This window comes from Rathayibacter sp. VKM Ac-2929 (assembly GCF_022815495.1).
GTDB lineage: Bacteria > Actinomycetota > Actinomycetes > Actinomycetales > Microbacteriaceae > Rathayibacter > Rathayibacter festucae.
Genome location: NZ_JALGRV010000002.1, coordinates 404,540 through 424,376 on the forward strand (window position 1 = coordinate 404,540; position 19,837 = coordinate 424,376).

Here is a 19,837-nt window from a genome sequence, read left to right on the forward strand (position 1 = left end):
CTCGCGCTGCTTACCGCGTGATTCCGGGCCTTCGAGAGTGGTGCCCCCAGTAGGATTCGAACCTACGCCCCTGCCTCCGGAGGGCAGTGCTCTATCCCCTGAGCTATGGGGGCCAGGAGTGCCTGACAACATTAGCACCCGGGGTGGGCGCCGCCGGACGCCCTGGCGGGCCGTGCGGTCGTGCCACGATGGGGGCATGCTGCGCACCGTCTCCGCCTCGCTGGGCCTGCGACTGAACGGGCCGACCGACCTGATCTTCCTCCTGGCGGCGACGCCGACAGGAGACGGGTTCGAGGACTCGTTCACCGTCACGCTGGACGGCGAGCCCGTCCCGGTGCGGGAGTTCCCGGCGCGGCACGGCGCGCGGGTGCACCGCGTCGCGGCGAACGCCGGGGCGATGCAGGTGGAGTACCGCGGCCGCGTCTCCGGGCGCGGCGTGCCGGACGAGCCGAGCGAGCTCGAGCTGGTCGAGTACCTGCGGCCGAGCCGCTACGCGGAGACCGACGCGCTCGGCGGCATCGCCCGGCGCGAGTTCGGACGGGCGCGAGGCTTCGAGGCGCTCGCCGCGGTCGAGGAGTGGGTGCACGCGCACCTCTCCTACGTCTACGGCTCGACGGTCGCGACCGGGGGAGCCGCGCAGGTGATCGAGAGCGGGCAGGGCGTCTGCCGCGACTTCGCGCACACCGTCGTGGGGCTGCTGCGCGCGCTCGACATCCCGGCGCGGGTGACCGCCGTCTACGCTCCCGGCCTCGAGCCGCGCGACTTCCACGCGGTGTCGGAGGCCTGGGTCGACGGGGCCTGGCACGTGGTCGACGCGACCCGGCTCGCTCCGCGGCCGTCGATGCTCCGGATCTCCTCCGGCCGCGACACCGCCGACACCGCCTTCCTCAGCAGCTACCTCACCGACCTGCGGCTCGAGACGATGAACGTCGAGGCGACCTGCGACGAGGTCGTCGAGGACGACCACGTCTCGCCGGTGCGCCTGGGCTGAGCCCGCACGTTCCGACCGGGTGGTCAGCCGGCGAGGGCGGCGAGCGCCGCGCGCACGAGCGGCTCCGGGTCGCCCGGCTCGACGAACGACGCGCTCGACGCCTCGAGCCAGTAGTCGCCGATGAAGGCGTCCGCGATGCCCCGGCTGTCGGCGACCTCGTAGTAGCCCTCGATCTCCGGGGGCCGACCGTAGGTGGGGACGGCCTCGCTCGTGGTGAAGAACTCGTTCTTGAGGGCCTCGATGACGGCCGGGTCGAGCCGGGCGACCGCGAGCTGGAAGTCGGCGCCCTCGGAGTCGGCCCAGCCGCAGACCAGGCCGTCGTAGCCGGCGATCTCGGTGGAGACCGCGGTCGGCTCCACCGCGCCGCTGGGGGAGAAGCCCGCCCAGAGGCCGGTCAGGGCGGAGGCGGGCACGAGCTGCTCGCAGGTGACGGGAATAGGAGTGCCGGTGACCGCGTCGCTCGCACTCGGCGCCGGATCCGCGGCCGGCGCGCAGCCGGCGAGGGCCGCGACGGCGACGATCAGGGCGAGGGCGGCGGGTCGGCGCATGCGCTGCACCCTAGCAATCGCGGCGGGCGGGGCGCCGGGGTGCGGGCGGCGGGGGCTCCGGGGAGGGTGGATCTCGATACGCCGGCTGCGCCGGCTACTCGATCAGCAGAAGGAGAGGGGTGGCTCGATCCGGAGGAAGAAGGCGCGTGGGGACCGGCCGGTAGAATCGTGCCCCGTGACTCCCGAACAGCTCGCCGCCTCCCTGCACGCCCTCGTCCTCGACGCCGTGCAGCGACGAGGGAGCGACGCCGAGGTCGCGCTCGGCGACGTCGTGCTCGAGCGGCCGAAGAACCGCGAACACGGCGACTGGGCCTCGAACATCGCGATGAAGATCGCGAAGAAGGCCGGGGCGAACCCGCGCGAACTCGCGACCGAGCTCGCCGAGGGCCTCGGCGCGGTCGACGGCGTGGCTTCGGTCGAGGTCGCCGGCCCGGGGTTCCTCAACGTCCGGCTCGACGCCGCCGCCGCGGGCGCGCTCGCCGGCACGATCGTCGACGCGGGCGAGGCCTACGGCACCGGCTCCGCCTACTCCGGTCTGAAGATGAACCTCGAGTTCGTCTCCGCCAACCCCACCGGCCCGATCCACATCGGCGGGACCCGCTGGGCGGCCGTCGGCGACAGCCTCGCCCGGGTGCTGATCGCGCAGGGCGCCGAGGTGACCCGCGAGTACTACTTCAACGACCACGGCGCGCAGATCGACCGCTTCACCCGAAGCGTCCTGGCCGCCTACCGCGGCGAGCCGACTCCGGAGGACGGCTACGGCGGCGCGTACATCGCCGACATCGCCGATCGCGTCGTCGCCGCCTACCCGGGCGACCTCTCGGTCCTGCCCGAGGCCGAGCTGAACGAGACGTTCCGCTCGATCGGCGTCGACCTGATGTTCGGCGAGATCAAGCAGAGCCTGCACGAGTTCGGCGTCGACTTCGACGTCTACTTCCACGAGAACTCGCTGCACGAGTCGCGTGCTGTCGAGCGGGCGATCGAGCGCCTCCGCGAGCTCGGCCACATCTTCGAGGCCGACGGAGCGACCTGGCTGCGCACCACGGACTTCGGCGACGACCGCGACCGCGTCATCATCAAGAGCGACGGCGAGGCGGCCTACATCGCCGGCGACCTCGCCTACTACCTCGACAAGCGCGAGCGCGGCTTCGACCGGGCGATCATCATGCTCGGCGCCGACCACCACGGCTACATCGGCCGGATGATGGCGATGTGCGCGGCCTTCGGCGACACCCCGGGCGTGAACCTCGAGATCCTGATCGGGCAGCTCGTCAACCTGCTCCGCGACGGGCAGGCGGTCCGGATGTCCAAGCGCGCGGGCACCGTCGTGACGATGGAGGACCTGGTCGAGGCAGTGGGCGTCGACGCCGCGCGCTACTCGCTGGTGCGCTCCTCGGCCGACTCCTCGCTCGACATCGACCTCGACCTGCTCACCAAGCGCAGCAACGACAACCCCGTCTACTACGTGCAGTACGCGCACGCCCGCACCCGCCAGGTGGCGGCCAAGGCGGAGGCGTCGGGCGTGCCGCGCGAGCCGTTCGCTCCCGAGACGCTGGTGCACCCGAGCGAGTCGGCGCTGCTGGGCGGACTGCAGGAGTTCCCGCGCATCGTCGCCCTCGCCGCCGAGCTGCGCGAGCCGCACCGCGTGGCCCGCTACCTCGAGGAGATCGCCGGTCTGTACCACCGCTGGTACGACAACTGCCGCGTGGTCCCGCAGGGCGACGACCCGATCGAGGCCGTGCACTCGACCCGCCTGCGCCTGAACGACGCGACCGCGCAGGTCCTGCGCAACGGGCTCTCGCTGCTCGGCGTGACCGCTCCGGACCGGATGTGACCGCCGCTGACGCCGGTGCGCCGCGCCGCGGCCGCCGGATCGCGATCGTCGCCGTGATCGTGATCGTGCTGCTGGCGGTGGCCGCCGTCGTCGGCGACGTGCTCGCCCGCCGCGCCGTCGCCGACACCGCGGCGTCGAGCATCCGGGAGGCGCTCTCGCTCCCCGCGGACCACCCCGTCGAGGTCGAGGTCGCCGGCTGGGCGGTGCTGCCGCAGCTGATCGCCGGCTCGCTCGACCGGCTCGACATCCGCAGCGAGGACGTCGCGTTCGGCGACCTGAACGGCGATGTCGACGCGACCCTCGAGGGCGTCCCCGCGAGCGGCGACGGTCCGCTCGAGGCGGGACGCGCGACCGTGGCGCTCGACCCCGACTCGGTCAGCACGCTCGTCGCCGCGCGGAGCCAGGTGCCGATCGACGGCGTGACGCTCGATCCGCCGCTGGTGCGCGTGAACACCTCGGTCGACGTGCTCGGGCTCACCCTCGCCGCGGGCGTCGGCATCGAGCTCGGCGCGGCCGACGGCGCGATCGAGCTGACGCCGTCCGAGGTGACGGCGGGCGGCACCACGATCAGTGCCGCCGACGTCGAGGACCGCTTCGGCGCCGTGGCCGAGGGGCTGCTCGCCGCGCACTCCGTCTGCATCGCCGACGCCGTGCCGCAGGGGCTCGCGCTCACCGACGTCACCGTGACGGCCGACTCGCTGGACGCCTCCTTCGACCTCTCTCCGACCTTCCTCAGCGACCCGGCGCAGCAGGAGACCGGCGTCTGCTCCTGACCCGGGACGGACGCGCAGCGCCCGACCGGTAGGATCGGAGCCCTGTGCCCGCGTGTCCCGCGGGACGAACGCCGGCAGTGCGAGCACCGAGAGCACTGCCACCGACAGCACTCTCAAGGATCTTGCTGGCTTCAGGGGTCAATCCGGACTCGCTCGCCACGCAGTGACGCTCCCACTCTCTCCTGTGAGGTCTCACCCGTGGCACACGCCGACGCACCCGTCCGCGCCCCCCGTCATCCCCTCGCTCCGGACTGGCTGCACCGCCCCGAGGACGCGAACGCGCTCGCCGACGGCGTCTGGTCCGGCGGCACGCTCCGCTCGGCGGACGGCGTTCTCGAGATCGCCGGTGTCGCGGCCACCGAGCTGGCCGCCCGCTTCGGCACCCCGCTCTACGTCGTGGACGAGGACGACGCCCGCCGCCGCGCCGTCGCGACGCGGGAGGCCTTCGAGCGCGAGCTCGGCCGGATCGGCACCGGCGTCACCGTCTACTACGCCGGCAAGGCCTTCCTCTCCACCGAGGTCGCGCGCTGGATGCGCGCCGAGGGCCTGAACATCGACACCTGCAGCGGGGGAGAGCTCGCGGTCGCGCTCGCCGCCGGCGTCGAGCCCGAGCACATGGGCCTGCACGGCAACAACAAGTCGCTCGCCGAGATCGACCGGGCGGTCGAGGCCGGTGTCGGCGCGATCGTCCTGGACAGCGTGCTCGAGATCGAGCGGGTCGCCGCGGCGGCCGAGCGCCACGGCCGCGTCCAGCCGGTGCGGCTGCGGGTGAACAGCGGCGTGCACGCGCACACCCACAGCTTCCTGGCCACCGCGCACGAGGACCAGAAGTTCGGCATCACCCTCGAGGACTGCCCGGACGCCGTCGCGCGGATCCGCTCGCACGGGAGCCTGCGCTTCCTCGGCCTGCACTGCCACATCGGCTCGCAGATCTTCGGCTCGGCCGGCTTCGCCGAGTCCGCCTCGCGCCTGCTCGCGGTGCACTCGGGGCTCCTCTCCGACGGCCCGGTCCCGCAGCTCAACCTCGGCGGCGGCTTCGGCATCGCCTACACGAGCGCCGACGACCCGACCCCGATCGGCGAGATCGCCGCGGCGATCGCGGACGCGGTCGGCGAGCAGTGCGCGACCCGCGGGATCCCGGTGCCGCACATCGCCATCGAGCCGGGCCGCTCGCTGATCGGGCCCGCCGGGCTGACCCTCTACGAGGTCGGCACCATCAAGGACGTCGCGGTCGGCACGGACGGCGTGCGCCGCTACGTCAGCGTCGACGGAGGGATGAGCGACAACGCGCGGCCCGCCCTCTACGGCGCGGACTACACGGCGCGGATCGCCAACCGCGTCTCCGACGCCGAGCCCGCCCTCGTGCGCGTGGCCGGCAAGCACTGCGAGTCGGGCGACATCGTCGTCCACGACGACTTCCTCCCCGCCGACGTGCAGCCGGGCGACCTGCTCGCCGTCGCCGCGACCGGTGCCTACTGCTGGTCGCTCTCGAGCAACTACAACCACCTCGGCCGCCCCCCGGTCGTCGCCGTCCGGGACGGAGTCGCGCGCGTCATCGTGCACGGCGAGACCGAGGACGACCTCCTCCGCCGCGATGCCGGCATCGAACGAAAGGCCATCCTCCGATGATCGAGTACCGCAGCCTCCGCGTCGCCCTGCTGGGCGCCGGGTCCGTCGGTGCCCAGGTGGCGCGCCTCCTGCTCGACCACGGCGACGAACTCGCCCAGCGCGTGGGGGCGCCGCTGGAGCTCGCCGGCGTGGCCGTCCGGGACCTGGACGCACCGCGCACCGCGGACATCCCGAGGGAGTACCTCACCACGGACGCCGAGGCGCTGATCCTCGGCGCCGACATCGTCGTCGAGCTGATCGGCGGCCTGGAGCCGGCGCGCAGCTACATCCTCAAGGCGATCTCCTCGGGCGCCGACGTGATCACCGCCAACAAGGCGCTGCTCGCCGCGCACGGCAACGAGTTGTTCGAGGCCGCCGACCAGGTGGGCGCGCAGCTCAACTACGAGGCCGCGGTGGCCGGGGCGATCCCGATCATCCGCCCGCTGCGCGACAGCCTCGCCGGCGACCGGGTGCACCGGATCCTCGGCATCGTGAACGGCACCACCAACTTCATCCTCGACCGGATGGACACCGAGCACGCCACGCTCGAGGAGGCGCTCGCGCTCGCCACCGAGCTCGGCTACGCCGAGGCCGATCCGACCGCCGACATCGAGGGCTACGACGCCGCGCAGAAGGCGGCGATCCTCGCGCGGCTCGCCTTCCACACCGACGTCCCGGTCTCGCTGGTGCACCGCGAGGGGATCACCGGCGTCACCCAGCAGCAGGTCGAGCAGGCCCGCGCCTCGGGGTACGTGATCAAGCTGCTCGCGATCTGCGAGCGACTCGTCGACGCGAAGACGGGGGAGGAGGGCGTCTCGGCGCGGGTCTACCCCGCGCTCGTGCACCGCACGCACCCGCTCGCCGCCGTGCATGGCGCGAACAACGCCGTCTTCGTCGAGGCGGAGGCCGCCGGCAGCCTGATGTTCTACGGCGCGGGCGCCGGCGGCGTCGAGACCGCCTCGGCCGTCCTCGGCGACGTCGTCTCGGCCGCCCGCCGCCACGTGGTCGGCGGCCCCGGCCTCGTCACCAGCGCCAGCTCCGGACTCCCGGTGCTGCCGATCGGGCACGTCACCACCCGCTACCAGGTGACGCTCGAGGTGCTCGACCGTCCCGGCGTGCTCGCCCAGATCGCCGGCGTCTTCGCCGAGCACGGGGTCTCCGTCGAGACGCTCGTGCAGACGCCGCCCGTGCTCGACCCCCTCGCCGACACCGGTGCGGAGCGGCGCGAGCCGACCGCTACCCTGGTCATCGGCACGCACGCCGCGGCAGAGTCCGATCTGGCGGCCACCGTCACCGCTCTCCAATCCCACGGGTTCGTCGGCGCCGTGACGTCCGTTCTACGAGTTGAAGGAGCCTGAGATGGCCAAGCAGTGGCGCGGAGTCCTGCACGAGTACGCGGACCGCCTCGATGTCACCGAGGCGACCCCCGTCATCACGCTCGGCGAGGGCGGCACCCCGCTCATCCCGGCGGCGGCTCTCTCGGCCCGCACGGGCGCGAAGGTCTGGGTCAAGTACGAGGGGATGAACCCCACCGGCTCCTTCAAGGACCGCGGCATGACCATGGCGATCTCGAAGGCCGTCGAGCACGGCGCGAAGGCCGTCATCTGCGCCTCGACCGGCAACACCTCCGCCTCGGCCGCGGCCTACGCGACGCACGCCGGCATCACCGCGGCGGTGCTCGTGCCCGAGGGCAAGATCGCGCTCGGCAAGCTCAGCCAGGCGATCGCGCACAACGCGCAGCTGCTGCAGGTCCAGGGCAACTTCGACGACTGCCTCGACATCGCCCGCGACCTCGCGAAGAACTACCCGGTGCACCTGGTCAACTCGGTGAACCCCGACCGCATCGCGGGTCAGAAGACCGCCGCCTTCGAGGTCGTCGAGGTCCTCGGCGACGCGCCGGACTTCCACATCGTCCCGGTCGGCAACGCCGGCAACTACACCGCCTACTTCCGCGGCTACTCCGAGGAGCTCGAGCGCGGCGGGTCGACGAAGCTGCCCCGGATGTTCGGCTTCCAGGCCGAGGGCTCCGCGCCGATCGTGCACGGCGCGGTCGTCCGCCACCCCGAGACCATCGCCAGCGCGATCCGGATCGGCAACCCCGCGTCGTGGGAGCTCGCGCTCAACGCGCGCAGCGTCAGCGACGGCTACTTCGGCGCGATCAGCGACGAGAAGATCCTCGAGGCGTACCGCATCCTCGCGGGCGAGGTCGGCGTCTTCGTCGAGCCCGCCTCCGCGATCAGCGTCGCCGGCCTGCTGGAGCGCGCCGAGGCGGGGGCGATCCCCAAGGACGCCACCGTCGTGCTGACCGTCACCGGCCACGGCCTGAAGGACCCGCAGTGGGCGCTGCGCACCGCGGACGGCGAGGACATCACGCCGACCGTCGTGCCCGTGGACACCGCGGCGATCGCCGACGTGCTGGGGCTGGCCGGCGCATGACCTCGGCGGTTCCCGTCGGCCGCTCCGTGCACGTCAAGGTCCCTGCGACCTCGGCGAACCTCGGCCCCGGGTTCGACACGCTCGGCCTCGCGCTCTCGGCGTACGACGAGCTCGAGGTCACGGCCGTCACGGCGACGGGCGCCCGGGTCTCGGTGCACGGCGTGGGCGAGGGCGAGGTGCCGACCGACGAGACGAACCTCGTCGTCCAGGCCATCGCCTACACCTTCGCCGATCAGCGGCAGGAGATGCCCGGCATCGACGTGACCGCGCGCAACATCATCCCGCACGGCCGCGGGATGGGCTCCTCGGGGGCGGCGATCGTCTCCGGGATCATGGCGGCGAAGGGTCTGCTCGACGGCATCGTCGAGCTCGACTCCGACGACCTGCTCCGGATCGCGACCGAGATGGAGGGGCACCCCGACAACGTCGCGCCGGCGCTCTTCGGCGGTCTCACCATCGCCTGGGTCGAGCCCGGCGCCGAGGGCGGACCGGAGGCGCCGCTGCGGCCGCGCTCCAAGAAGCTGATGGTGCACCGCGGCGTCTCGCCGGTCGTCTTCGTGCCCGAGCACACCATGTCGACGCGGCTGGCGCGCTCGCTGCAGCCGATCAGCGTCCCGCACGAGGACGCCGTCTTCAACGTCTCGCGCTCGTCGCTGCTGATCGCGGCCCTCATCCAGAGCCCCGAGCTGCTGTTCGCGGCGACCGAGGACAAGCTGCACCAGAACTACCGCGCGGCCGCGATGCCGCAGACCTCCGAGCTGATCGCGCTGCTGCGCTCGCACGGCTACGCGGCCGTCGTCTCCGGCGCCGGACCGAGCGTCCTCGTGCTCTGCAGCGACCCCGCGCAGCGCCTCGCAGCCGCGGATCTGGTGGCGAAGCAGGCGCACACGCCGTGGCGGGCGCACATGCTGGCCGTCGACTTCAAGGGTGCTACAGTGGGGATCGCATCCCGAGGAGCCGCGTAACGAGCGGAATCTGTCCGACGGATCGTCCCGACAATCACGGCCATCACATCGTGTGAAGGGCGCCCCTGCTTCTCGTGCAGATCAGCGCCTGGTCGCTCGTGCCCTCTCTGCGCTTTCCGAGGCAGGTCGAGCCGGCGACCGAGAGCATCGCGTGGATCAGAACTCGCGATGGACCCGCACGGCTGATGTGCTCTCCCGGTGAGCGATCGCTCCCGGGGGGAAGGAACCCCTCTCCAGTGACAGATGTCAACACCCGCGGTACCGCCGCGGACACCAACGCCGATCTCATCGGCCTCCGCGTCGCGGAGCTCCAGGCCCTCGCGACGAGCCTCGGCATCGGCGGAGCCTCCAAGCTCCGCAAGGGCGAGCTCGTCTCGGCCATCTCGGACCTCCGCGCCGGTGCGGACTCCGAGGGCGCCGAGCCCGCCGCTCCCGCCGAGGAGCAGGCGCCCGCCGAGCCCTCGGTCGCCGAGCAGTCCTTCGCCGAGCCGGCCGAGGCCGAGACCGTCGTGGACGGCACGAGCGTCGAGGCCGAGCCCGCCGACGTCACCGAGCAGAGCGCCCCGGCGCTCGAGACGCCCGTCGAGTCGACCGCACCCGCCGAGAGCACGGAGGCGGACACCGCCGACGTCCTCGAGCAGGCCGCCACCACGGTCGAGGAGCCGGCGCCCGCCGCCGCCGAGGCCGCCCCGGTCGAGCTCGAGCTCCCCGTCGCCGCCGAGCCGGTGGCCGAGCCCGCCGCCGAGCGCGCTCCCCGTCGCCGCGGCTCGCGTCGCGCCTCCAGCGGCACCGTCGCCGCCGGCGAGCACCTGAACGTGCCGGCCGGCAGCGGCGTCGAGTCGCTCATCCCCGAGCTCCCGCCCGTCCTCGAGCAGGTCCCCGACGCCGAGCAGGCGCCGCGACCGGTCATCGAGATCGAGCTGCCCAACGGGCCGGAGTCGGACGACTCCTCCCGCGAGGGCGGCCAGCGCGAGCGTCGCGGACGCCGTCGCAGCCGCGGCGGCAGCGCCGAGCAGAGCGAGCAGCCCGAGACCACCGACGCCGTCGAGTCCTCCGCGCAGGACGCCGGCGACGAGCCGGACTCCGGCGACCGCCAGGACGACCAGCAGAACTCCGGCGAGCAGCAGGGCAACGGCGAGCAGCAGAACGGCGGCGACCAGCAGGGCACCGGCCGCGGCCGCAACCGCCGCAACCGCAACCGCCGCGGCGAGGACCGTCAGGCGAACGACGGCCAGCAGAACGGCCAGGGCGGCAGCGCCCAGAACAACGGCGGCCAGAGCAACGGCGGTCAGAGCAACGGCCAGAACGGCGGCGGCCAGAACGGCGCCGCGCAGAACGGCAACGGCCAGGCGCCGTCGAACCAGGGCGGCAACCAGGGCAACCAGGGTGGCCAGCCGCAGGGCGGCAACGGCCAGAACGCCCAGGGCTCCGCGCAGAACGGCCAGCAGGCCGACGGCGAGGACGGCCGCCGCAGCCGCTACCGCGACCGCAAGCGCCGCGGAGGAGCGGTCGGCGACGACTTCGAGCCCGAGATCAGCGAGGACGACGTCCTCATCCCGGTCGCCGGTATCCTCGACGTCCTCGACAACTACGCCTTCGTGCGCACCACGGGCTACCTGCCCGGTGTCAGCGACGTCTACGTCTCGCTCGGCCAGGTCAAGAAGTACAACCTGCGCAAGGGCGACGCCGTCGTCGGCGCCATCCGTCAGCCCCGCGAGGGCGAGGGCGGCGGACGCCAGAAGTACAACGCGATCGTCCGCGTCGACTCGATCAACGGCCAGACCGTCGACGAGGCCGCCGCGCGCGTCGAGTTCCACGACCTCACGCCGCTCTACCCGACCGAGCGACTGCGCCTCGAGACGGAGCCGGGCAAGCTGACCCAGCGGATCATCGACCTGGTCGCTCCGATCGGCAAGGGCCAGCGCGGCCTCATCGTCGCGCCGCCCAAGGCCGGCAAGACGATCGTCCTGCAGCAGATCGCGAACGCGATCGTGCAGAACAACCCCGAGGTCCACCTCATGGTCGTGCTCGTCGACGAGCGTCCCGAGGAGGTCACCGACATGCAGCGCACCGTGCGCGGCGAGGTCGTCGCCTCCACGTTCGACCGCCCGGCCGAGGACCACACCACGGTCGCCGAGCTGGCCATCGAGCGCGCCAAGCGCCTCGTCGAGCTGGGCCACGACGTCGTCGTGCTGCTCGACTCGATCACCCGCCTCGGCCGCGCCTACAACGTGACCGCCGCCCCCTCGGGCCGCGTGCTCTCCGGTGGCGTCGACGCGTCGGCGCTGTACCCGCCGAAGAAGTTCTTCGGCGCGGCGCGCAACATCGAGAACGGCGGCTCGCTCACCATCCTCGCGACGGCGCTCATCGAGACCGGCTCGAAGATGGACGAGGTGATCTTCGAGGAGTTCAAGGGCACCGGCAACATGGAGCTCCGTCTCTCGCGCCACCTCGCCGACAAGCGGATCTTCCCCGCGGTCGACGTCAACGCGTCGGGCACCCGCCGCGAGGAGATGCTCCTCAGCTCGGACGAGGTCAAGATCACCTGGAAGCTGCGCCGCGCCCTCGCCGGGCTCGACCAGCAGCAGGCGCTCGAGATCATCCTGTCCCGCCTGAAGGAGACGTCCTCGAACGTCGAGTTCCTGATGCAGGTCTCGAAGTCCGCTGTCGGCCCGACCACCGCGAACCACGGCAACGGCCACCACTAGCTGCCCCGACGTCCGCGGTCGCCCCTCCGAGGGCGGCCGCGGGCGTTTTCGCGTCCGTCGGCACCTTCGGTGCGATCATGCTGGTCGAGTAGTCCGCGAAGCCGGCGTACCGAGACCTACCCCACCGTGCACGTCGGTCTCGATACGGCGCCTGCGGCACCTACTCGACCAGCATGTGCGGTGGGTCGGCCAGCCCGCGAAGCGGGCCGCTCATGCTGGTCGAGTAGCCCGCGCAGCGGGCGTATCGAGACCCACCCCTCCACCACCACCCGGAAACCAGGAACCCCATGTTCGAATCCGTCAGCGTCCTCCTCGCCGAGCACGAGGACCTCCAGACGCAACTGTCCGACCCCGCCCTGCACGCGGACGCCGCGCGCGCGAAGAAGGTCAACCGCCGCTACGCCGAGCTGAACCAGATCAACTCGGCGCACGCCGCTTGGATCCAGGCCGGCGAGGACCTCGAGGCCGCGCGCGAGCTCGCCCGCGAGGACGACGCCTTCGCCGAGGAGGTGCCGGAGCTGGAGGAGTCCCTGCGCGTCGCGCAGGAGAAGCTGCGCCGCCTGCTCATCCCGCGCGACCCCGACGACGGCCGCGACGTGATCATGGAGATCAAGGGCGGCGAGGGCGGCGCCGAGAGCGCGCTGTTCGCCGCGGACCTGCTCCGGATGTACCTGCACTACGCCGAGGCGAAGGGCTGGAAGACCGAGATCCTCGACCGCGACGAGTCCGACCTCGGCGGCTACAAGAACGTCCAGGTCGCCATCAAGAGCAACGCGACCGACCCGTCGCAGGGCGTCTGGGCGCACCTGAAGTACGAGGGCGGTGTGCACCGCGTGCAGCGCGTCCCCGTGACGGAGTCGCAGGGCCGCATCCACACCTCGACGACCGGCGTGCTGGTCTTCCCCGAGGTGGACGCCCCGGAGGAGGTCGCGATCAACCAGAACGACCTCAAGATCGACGTCTACCGCTCCTCGGGCCCCGGCGGCCAGTCGGTCAACACCACCGACTCCGCGGTGCGGATCACCCACCTCCCGACCGGCATCGTCGTCTCGATGCAGAACGAGAAGAGCCAGCTGCAGAACCGCGAGGCCGGCATGCGCGTCCTGCGCGCCCGCATCCTCGCCCGCCAGCAGGAGGAGATCGCCGCCGCCGCCTCGGACGCGCGCAAGACGCAGATCCGGACGATGGACCGCTCCGAGCGCATCCGCACCTACAACTTCCCCGAGAACCGCATCGCGGACCACCGCACCGGCTACAAGGCCTACAACCTCGACGGCGTGATGAACGGAGCGCTCGACCCCGTGGTCGAGAGCGCGATCCAGTTCGACGAGGAGGCCCGCCTGGCCGACATCGGCTCCGACGAGTCGTGAGCGCGGTGACGATGGTCCTCGACGCGCGTGCGCTCCTCGCGGACGCCGTCGCCCGGCTGACCGCGGCGCGCGTGCCCACCCCGGACGTCGACGCCGAGCTGCTGCTCGGCCACCTGCTCGGCCTCGGCCGCGGGTCGCTCCAGGCGCGGCTGATCACCGGTCTCTCGCTCGACGAGACGACCCGCGACGCCTACGATCACGCGATCGAGCGCCGGGCCTCGCGGGAGCCGCTCCAGCACATCACCGGCGTCGCGCCGTTCCGCTCGCTCGAGCTCGCGGTCGGTCCCGGCGTCTTCGTGCCGCGGCCCGAGACGGAGGGAGTGGCGCAGCTCGCCATCGACGCCCTCCGTGCCGTCGCGGACGAGTCGCCCATCGCGGTCGACCTCGGCACCGGCAGTGGAGCGCTGGCGCTCGCGCTCGCGCACGAGGTCCCGCACGCGCGGGTGATCGGCGTCGAGAACTCCGTCGACGCCTTCCTCTGGGCGCGCGGCAACCGCGACCGCCTGGGCCTGGAGAACGCCCGCATCGTCTTCGTCGACCTCGCGGACGCGCTGCCCGAGCTCGACGGCACCGTCTCCGTCGTCGTCTCCAACCCGCCGTACATCCCGTCGGCCGCCATCCCGCGCGACATCGAGGTGCAGCGCTACGACCCGCCGGCCGCGCTCTACGGCGGCGAGGACGGGCTCGACGTCGTGCGCTCGCTCTCGCGGACGGCGCTCCGGCTGCTCCGGCCCGGGGGAGTGCTCGTCATCGAGCACGGCGAGCTGCAGGGGGCGGAGATCCGCGCGCTGCTGACGGCCGACGGCTGGCGCGGGGCGACGACGCAGCGGGACCTGACCGGGCGCGATCGGTCGACGGTGGCGGTGCGCTGAGGGGCCGGTCTGTCCCCACTTGCACCAACTCGGTTGAGGCGACGATCCTCATAGATCCCGCCTCGGCGGAGCTCCGCCATCGGGGGCCTGTCTCCTCAAGTTTCGGGGACGCCCGTATCATCGAGATCGGGCTCATTCCGCTAGGCGGGAGAGCCTGCTGATCGAAGGGCCCATCCATGGACAACGGCACGCCGCGCGAAGCGGTCAATCTGCCGTTGAAAGTGGCTGTCGAACTCGCTCATGCCCTGGCGCAGCACATCGCCTCCGAGAGAGGCATCCGCGTCGTCTTCATCAAGGGGCCGATCGCGAATCACCATGGTCTTCGTCCAGAGAGGGTGTCGAGCGACGTCGATGTTCTGGTCGATCCGACGAGATTCGACGACTACGTCGCAGCGCTGGAGATCTACGGATGGCAGCGGCGGCCGGGCTCTGCTGCTCATGAGGCGTTCGTCACTCACTCTGTCAGTCTCGCGAACAGCGGGTGGCCCCTGGACATCGACGTCCACCACGCCTACCCGGGAGTCTTCGCTTCGGACATGCAGCTGTTCGAGGTCCTGTGGCGGAACCGGACGTCCATGGAGATCGCCGGTCGACCCATCACGATCGCCGATTTCGACACGAGTCTTCTGATTGCTGTCCTCCATTCGCTGCGTTCGATGTACTTCTCCAGGCAGCAGCAGGAGTACCACTGGGCGGTCGAGGCTGTACGAGCGCATTATCCTACAGTTGCCGAACGGTCTTGTCTGATCTCTTTGGTACAAGATCTCGGATGCGAGGAGCCGTTAGTCCCTTTCCTCACGGATATTGGCCTTCCCGTCATGGCTCCAGACACGCCGTCCGCCGAGTATTTGCGGTGGAAGGTGAAGTCCACCGAGCTGAACAGAGCGGCGAGCTGGCTCCTCCTGATCAGTGATGCAAGCGGTGCGGCTCGTTTTCGCTTCATGGCCAGGGCTGTCTTCCCGACCAGGCGGGACCTGGAACTCGATCATCCGACGGCCGCCGACGGTGTTGGCTCGCGAGCACGTCTACGTGTTCGACGGGCCCTTGCGGCAATCAGTGCCCTCCCCGCCGCGATCCGCATCGTCGGCGAGGCGAGGGACGAACGGCAGCCCTCTGTGGTCGCCAAGATAAGCCCGAGGACGACGGCGACCGGCATCGTGCAGGCTGCGGCGAAATCGTCTGTTCCGGAGGTCGTGGCTTCAACTGATTGCTCGGAAGATCGAGTCCCAGTTGTCAAGGAGAGGAGAGGCCGGGACGGCTCCTTCCTGTCACTCAAGCGAGCGGATGCAGTTGCCTACGTCGAAGGCACTTCCACTTATGTCCTGGGTTTGAGTGCGGCGCCGAGCAGACTGGCGCCGATTGTGTTGACCGGTACTGCCCACGAGCTCTGGGTGGCGATCGAGGTCCCCACGACTCTGAACACAGTCGTGACGGACATCGCCGACCGCACGGGGCTACCGGACTCGAGCTTGCGCGAGTCGATCGATTCCTTCTTCGAGCATTTGGCTCACCTCTCGGTTGTTGAGCGCGGCTGACACTGGCTGGGGGAGACCGTCTTCACGGTTTGCACCGTCGCTCGGAGACACATCTCGGGCGGCGCTGAGCTCCGAAGCGATGAGTCATGCGTCGGCCCCTCGTTCAGAGGCCGGTGACGATGAGAGACGCTCAGCGGCTCACGGGCGGAGGGAATTCGAGCCAGATTCATGTCTCTCCGACCTGTCCGGGGGCCGCCGAAATCGACGTCTCGCGATTTCATCAGGGATGAGCAAACGCTCACATCATCTCAGAGGTGACCTGTGGAACCGAACTCCCGCTTCGATTTCCCACGGCGGACGTTTCTTGGCGGCGGACTGGCAACGGTGCTCCTCGCGGCAGCCGGCGATGCGCTCGATGCTCCGCGCGCAGAGGCCGACGAAGTTCATCCTCGTCTGATCGTGACCGGATCCTTCTTCGACGATCTTCGAGCGAGGGCTGCTACTGATAAGAGGCTCGGAACTACAGCAAGTGTGCTGATCTTTCAGGCAAAGGCTCTCTCGGATATCTCTACCAATCCTCTCCCTAGTTACGGGGTTTCCGATGGCGTTCGTATGCTCGAGCAAGCTCGTTCAGTACTCGACAGGACCTACAAACTCATTTTCGCGTACCACTTCGCGGCAGATGAGGCGACCAAGGCTCAGCTCGGGGAGAGGCTGTGGAAGGAGCTGGAGGCCGCGGGGAACTTTCCTGATTGGAATAACACGCGTCACCTTCTCGATACCGCAGAGTTGTCGCATGCCTTCGCTGTCGCGTACGACTGGATGTATCCCTACTGGAGCCCGGAGCGAAGAGTTTTTCTTCAAACAGCGCTACTGCAGAAGGCACTGAGGCCGGCGGCGGCGCTCTACTCCTCCGGTACCGCCGGAACGTTTCTCGAGGACGGCACGAACAGGACGCTCGTGACGAACGCCGGTTTCGGCCTGGGGTCGCTGGCCGTTCAGGGTGATGTGACTGATTCCGCCACCGTGCAATACGTCCTCGACAACGCGGTGTCTCGATTGTCAGCTGGTGCCGGTCAGCTCGCGCCGGACGGCGGCTTCGCTGAGGGCCTCGCCTACTTCGTCTACGGTGTGGGGTACTTGGCGACGTTCATGGCGGCGCTCCGCAGCGTGACCGGCGGGTACCGCGGTCTGGATTCGATCGTTGGCCTCTCCGACTCCGGCCTCATGCCGATCCATCTCACCAGCCCGAGCGGCGATACGTCCTTCAACTTCGGGGACGCGGGAGAGCAATCGTCGCGCTATCGGAGTCCCGAGCTTCACGCTTTGGGAGCGATCTTCAATCGTCCGCTCTACGACTGGTATTCGGAGTATGACACTCCCGCTGAGGCGGAGATCGTGGATACCAAGGCGCTCCTGTGGTATCAGCCTCAGGCCGTGACGGTGAATCCCGTCTCCGGGACGCTGCCTCTCGATCGGTCCTTCCTCAACGGTCAGGTAGTCTCCATGCGCCAGAGCTGGGAGCAGCCGCTCGCAGCTTGGGTGGCAGTCAAGGCTGGAACGCCGGCCTCGAGCCACGCAGACGCCGACTCAGGGCACTTCGTCTTCTCGGCGCGTGGGCAGCAGTGGGCATTGGACCTCGGGATCGAGAATTACGACCTGCCAGGAATGGGCTCGGCGACTGCAGAAACGGTCAACCGCTTCTTCTACTACAGGAAAAAAGCTGAGGGTCACAACACTCTTGTCTTCAATCCGCGTCCGGGCCCGGATCAGGTCGCGAAGAGTACGACGAAATATACGACTACGATCTTCACGCCGGAAGAGGGAATCGCAATAGCCGACCTCTCGTCCGCGCAACCTGTCGTGACGAAGTGGTTGCGGGGTTTTCGCCTCTTCGATCAGCGCCGGCAGCTTCTAGTGGAGGACGAGGTCAGCTCGGGGTCGGTCTTCGAGGTGTGGTGGCTGATGCACACGAAGGCAGTCATCGCCATCGCCGCTGACGGTAAGTCGGCGACTCTGTCGCGTGGCGATCAGAAGCTTCTCGCTCGGATCGTCGGAGACGCGGGACAGTTCGTAGATCTGCCGGCGGAACCGATGCCTTCGATGTCCAATCCGGATGGGCAGACGGCCAATGACGACGTCCGTCGTCTCGCCATCCAGTATTCCGGCCGGTCCGAGTACAGGATCGCAGTCCAGCTCACTCCTGTGCGAACCGGAATGACAAATGCTGCGGCCGTTGTGCCGCGTCCTCTTCAAGAATGGTCATCGAACCTTCCGAGCGGGGCTCCCGCGCGCGCAACTTCTGTGTCAGTGAACAGTAAGAAACTGGCTTCTTTCCGATCGGACACATATTCATACGAACTCGAGGTTGGGATCGGAGGAGGCCTTCCCAAGCTCGCGGCCACAGGTGCGTCTGTGACAGTCGTGCAGCCCACGTCTGTACCAGGCACGGGACGAGTGACAGCGAAGGAGTCGGGACGGTCTGCTACGGACTATGTATTCAACTTCACTCGCGGATCGCACGCGATCAGCGGGGTTAAGCAGATCAGCAGCGACTCCGGACACGACGTTTCGAACACGATCGACGCCACGAATGCATCCGCATTTGAGCGAAACAGGGCGGACGCATGGCTGCAGTACGACATCGGCGGACAGAAGACCATCGGAAGTGTCTCCGTGGACTGGTTTCCCAGTGAGAGCAGTCAGTACGGTGATCCCGCGACCATTCGGTCGACCGTGTTCGAAATTCTCGTATCGCCCGACGAGCTCTCCTGGTCGAAGGTCTACAGTGGTAAATCGACGTCTTCGACTAGGTCTTCGGAGGAGAATTACGCCTTCACCGCCGTCGTAGGACGGTTCGTACGTCTCCTGATGCGATCAACCGAGATCAATTCGATCGTGACTGCAAAACATAAAGTACGGGACGTCCGCATCTTCGACCGTGCAGTGCCGATGGCTGTCACGCCGGACTACGGTGCTCTGTCATTCTCTGCGGCTGCTGAGTCGAAGACGATCGCCGTGGGCGAGACGACGACGATCGCCGTCTCGGTTGAGAGTCGGGCCTCGTCAGCCAAGATGGTGACCGAGTACTCAACATCCGACCCGACCATTGCGAAGGTCAGTTCCAGCGGTGAAGTACTCGGAATCGCGCGAGGCGAAGCGACAATCGGGGTCATCAGGCGTTCCCCGGAGCGTCGGTGCACGTGGAGCCGAGTCGCTGTCACCGTGGCCGACTCGTCCGTCCACATCGTTCCCGTGGCAGGAGACGCACACGTCGACCGAGGGAACCCAACGACGAACTATCAGACCTCGACGAGCCTCGCGGTCAAATACCGCAAGAACGATCCGGCTCGGAACAGGGAAGCATATCTGCGATTCGACCTCGCGGCGGTGTCGGGCAACATCATCGGCGCGCGACTTCGATTTGTCGGCGGGACGCTCGATGCCGAGCCGACAGCTGTGGTGACAGCTCACGCGATCACCGGCGAGTGGGACCCTTCCACAGTGACTTGGAGTACGAAGCCGGCCATCGGTCCCGCGCTGGGCTCGACGACGTTGGACGCGGATCTCAACGTTCAGCGGGTGATTGATGTCTCGACTCATTTCACGCAGCAGGCCGGGATGCTGGAGGCGTCGTTCGCGTTGACGGAGGACAACCCTCCCGGTGGATTAGGCATGGCGGTGTTCATCAAGAGCAAGGAGAACGTCACGGCTCCGGTATTGGAGCTGGACGTCGAACCATCGAAGGAGAGTCGCCTGAGCGCTGCAGTGGACACCTACGTCGAGGAGGTGGCGGGCTCCGGACGCGACCGCTCCGGTGAGACCACGCTACGCGTCAACACTGCTACAGCATCGAGGGGCGCCCTCGAAGCCTATTTGCGCTTCGCGCTGCCGCCGGATCTTCAGCTGGAGACCATCGCGACCGCGACACTCTTCGTCTCTGCTCGCCGGTCCGCGGCTGGAGGGCAGAGCGTTGTGGCGGTGAGCTCGAGCGAGAACTTCACTCAGGGTGGAATCGACTGGAACCGGCGGCCGGCCATCATCGCCGAGATCGCTCGCGGCGGGGTCGGCTACGAAGAGCGTTGGATCCGGGCGGATGTGACGAGTCAATTGAAGTCCGCTGTCGAGAGCGGCACGGGAGCTGTATGTGTCGCTGTGACAAAGGTCAGCGTTGAAGGCGGTGAGGTGTCTCTTCGCTCGAACGAGGCAGACGCGGACGTTCGTCCCTTCATCTCGATCAGCCGGCAGGCGTGAGGA

General features: G+C 69.4%; 13 protein-coding genes and 1 tRNA gene. 12 read left to right on the forward strand and 2 right to left on the reverse strand.

The window, feature by feature from the left end; translation table 11 throughout:
- Positions 1 to 38: 38 nt before the first annotated feature.
- A tRNA-Arg gene (locus MT355_RS06485) sits at positions 39 to 113 on the reverse strand.
- An 83-nt stretch (positions 114 to 196) separates the two neighbouring features.
- Here MT355_RS06485 and MT355_RS06490 point away from each other — a divergent pair.
- A complete protein-coding gene (locus MT355_RS06490; protein ID WP_127886176.1) occupies positions 197 to 991 on the forward strand; it encodes a transglutaminase family protein in 795 nt (264 codons plus the stop codon).
- Positions 992 to 1,014: 23 nt separating this feature from the next.
- Here MT355_RS06490 and MT355_RS06495 read toward each other — a convergent pair whose 3' ends face one another.
- Complete coding sequence (locus tag MT355_RS06495) at positions 1,015 to 1,539, reverse strand: hypothetical protein (protein WP_243598933.1); 525 nt, start codon at positions 1,537 to 1,539, stop codon at positions 1,015 to 1,017.
- A 175-nt stretch (positions 1,540 to 1,714) separates the two neighbouring features.
- Here MT355_RS06495 and argS point away from each other — a divergent pair, with 175 nt between their 5' ends.
- From argS to MT355_RS06550, 11 genes are all read left to right on the forward strand, one after another.
- The gene (gene argS, locus MT355_RS06500; RefSeq protein WP_243598934.1) at positions 1,715 to 3,373 is read left to right on the forward strand and encodes an arginine--tRNA ligase; all 1,659 of its coding nucleotides are present in this window, start codon (positions 1,715 to 1,717) and stop codon (positions 3,371 to 3,373) included.
- Positions 3,370 to 4,146: a DUF2993 domain-containing protein gene (locus MT355_RS06505; RefSeq protein WP_243598935.1), complete on the forward strand. Its 777-nt coding sequence runs from the start codon at positions 3,370 to 3,372 to the stop codon at positions 4,144 to 4,146. Before argS ends, MT355_RS06505 begins: the two co-directional genes overlap by 4 nt.
- Before the next feature lie 198 nt (positions 4,147 to 4,344).
- Positions 4,345 to 5,775, forward strand: coding sequence for a diaminopimelate decarboxylase (lysA, locus tag MT355_RS06510; RefSeq protein WP_243598936.1), 1,431 nt, complete (start codon positions 4,345 to 4,347; stop codon positions 5,773 to 5,775).
- On the forward strand, positions 5,772 to 7,112 hold the full coding sequence (locus tag MT355_RS06515; RefSeq protein WP_123445472.1) for a homoserine dehydrogenase: 1,341 nt from the start codon (positions 5,772 to 5,774) through the stop codon (positions 7,110 to 7,112). The genes lysA and MT355_RS06515 overlap by 4 nt, the downstream gene beginning before the upstream one ends.
- 1 nt (position 7,113) lies before the next feature.
- Positions 7,114 to 8,190 carry a threonine synthase gene (gene thrC / locus MT355_RS06520; protein ID WP_123735336.1) on the forward strand — a complete coding sequence of 359 codons (1,077 nt, stop codon included), beginning with the start codon at positions 7,114 to 7,116 and terminating at the stop codon, positions 8,188 to 8,190.
- The gene (thrB, locus tag MT355_RS06525) at positions 8,187 to 9,155 is read left to right on the forward strand and encodes a homoserine kinase (protein ID WP_243582700.1); all 969 of its coding nucleotides are present in this window, start codon (positions 8,187 to 8,189) and stop codon (positions 9,153 to 9,155) included. Before thrC ends, thrB begins: the two co-directional genes overlap by 4 nt.
- Positions 9,156 to 9,391: 236 nt before the next feature.
- The gene (gene rho / locus MT355_RS06530) at positions 9,392 to 11,863 is read left to right on the forward strand and encodes a transcription termination factor Rho (protein ID WP_243598937.1); all 2,472 of its coding nucleotides are present in this window, start codon (positions 9,392 to 9,394) and stop codon (positions 11,861 to 11,863) included.
- Positions 11,864 to 12,150: 287 nt separating this feature from the next.
- On the forward strand, positions 12,151 to 13,233 hold the full coding sequence (gene prfA / locus MT355_RS06535) for a peptide chain release factor 1 (protein ID WP_243598938.1): 1,083 nt from the start codon (positions 12,151 to 12,153) through the stop codon (positions 13,231 to 13,233).
- Between the two features lie 11 nt (positions 13,234 to 13,244).
- Positions 13,245 to 14,105, forward strand: a complete 861-nt coding sequence (prmC, locus tag MT355_RS06540; protein WP_243599283.1) for a peptide chain release factor N(5)-glutamine methyltransferase — start codon at positions 13,245 to 13,247, stop codon at positions 14,103 to 14,105.
- A 176-nt stretch (positions 14,106 to 14,281) separates the two neighbouring features.
- On the forward strand, positions 14,282 to 15,640 hold the full coding sequence (locus MT355_RS06545; protein ID WP_243598939.1) for a nucleotidyltransferase family protein: 1,359 nt from the start codon (positions 14,282 to 14,284) through the stop codon (positions 15,638 to 15,640).
- 261 nt (positions 15,641 to 15,901) lie between these two features.
- Complete coding sequence (locus MT355_RS06550) at positions 15,902 to 19,834, forward strand: DNRLRE domain-containing protein (protein WP_243598940.1); 3,933 nt, start codon at positions 15,902 to 15,904, stop codon at positions 19,832 to 19,834.
- Positions 19,835 to 19,837 lie beyond the last annotated feature (3 nt).

Excerpts from the sequence above, each read along its gene's own strand:
- MT355_RS06490 (WP_127886176.1), top strand. The coding sequence starts at position 197 with ATGCTGCGCACCGTCTCCGCCTCGCTGGGCCTGCGACTGAACGGGCCG.
- MT355_RS06495 (WP_243598933.1), bottom strand. The coding sequence starts at position 1,539 with ATGCGCCGACCCGCCGCCCTCGCCCTGATCGTCGCCGTCGCGGCCCTC.
- MT355_RS06515 (WP_123445472.1), top strand. The coding sequence starts at position 5,772 with ATGATCGAGTACCGCAGCCTCCGCGTCGCCCTGCTGGGCGCCGGGTCC.
- thrC (WP_123735336.1), top strand. The coding sequence starts at position 7,114 with ATGGCCAAGCAGTGGCGCGGAGTCCTGCACGAGTACGCGGACCGCCTC.
- thrB (WP_243582700.1), top strand. The coding sequence starts at position 8,187 with ATGACCTCGGCGGTTCCCGTCGGCCGCTCCGTGCACGTCAAGGTCCCT.
- prfA (WP_243598938.1), top strand. The coding sequence starts at position 12,151 with ATGTTCGAATCCGTCAGCGTCCTCCTCGCCGAGCACGAGGACCTCCAG.
- prmC (WP_243599283.1), top strand. The coding sequence starts at position 13,245 with ATGGTCCTCGACGCGCGTGCGCTCCTCGCGGACGCCGTCGCCCGGCTG.
- MT355_RS06545 (WP_243598939.1), top strand. The coding sequence starts at position 14,282 with ATGGACAACGGCACGCCGCGCGAAGCGGTCAATCTGCCGTTGAAAGTG.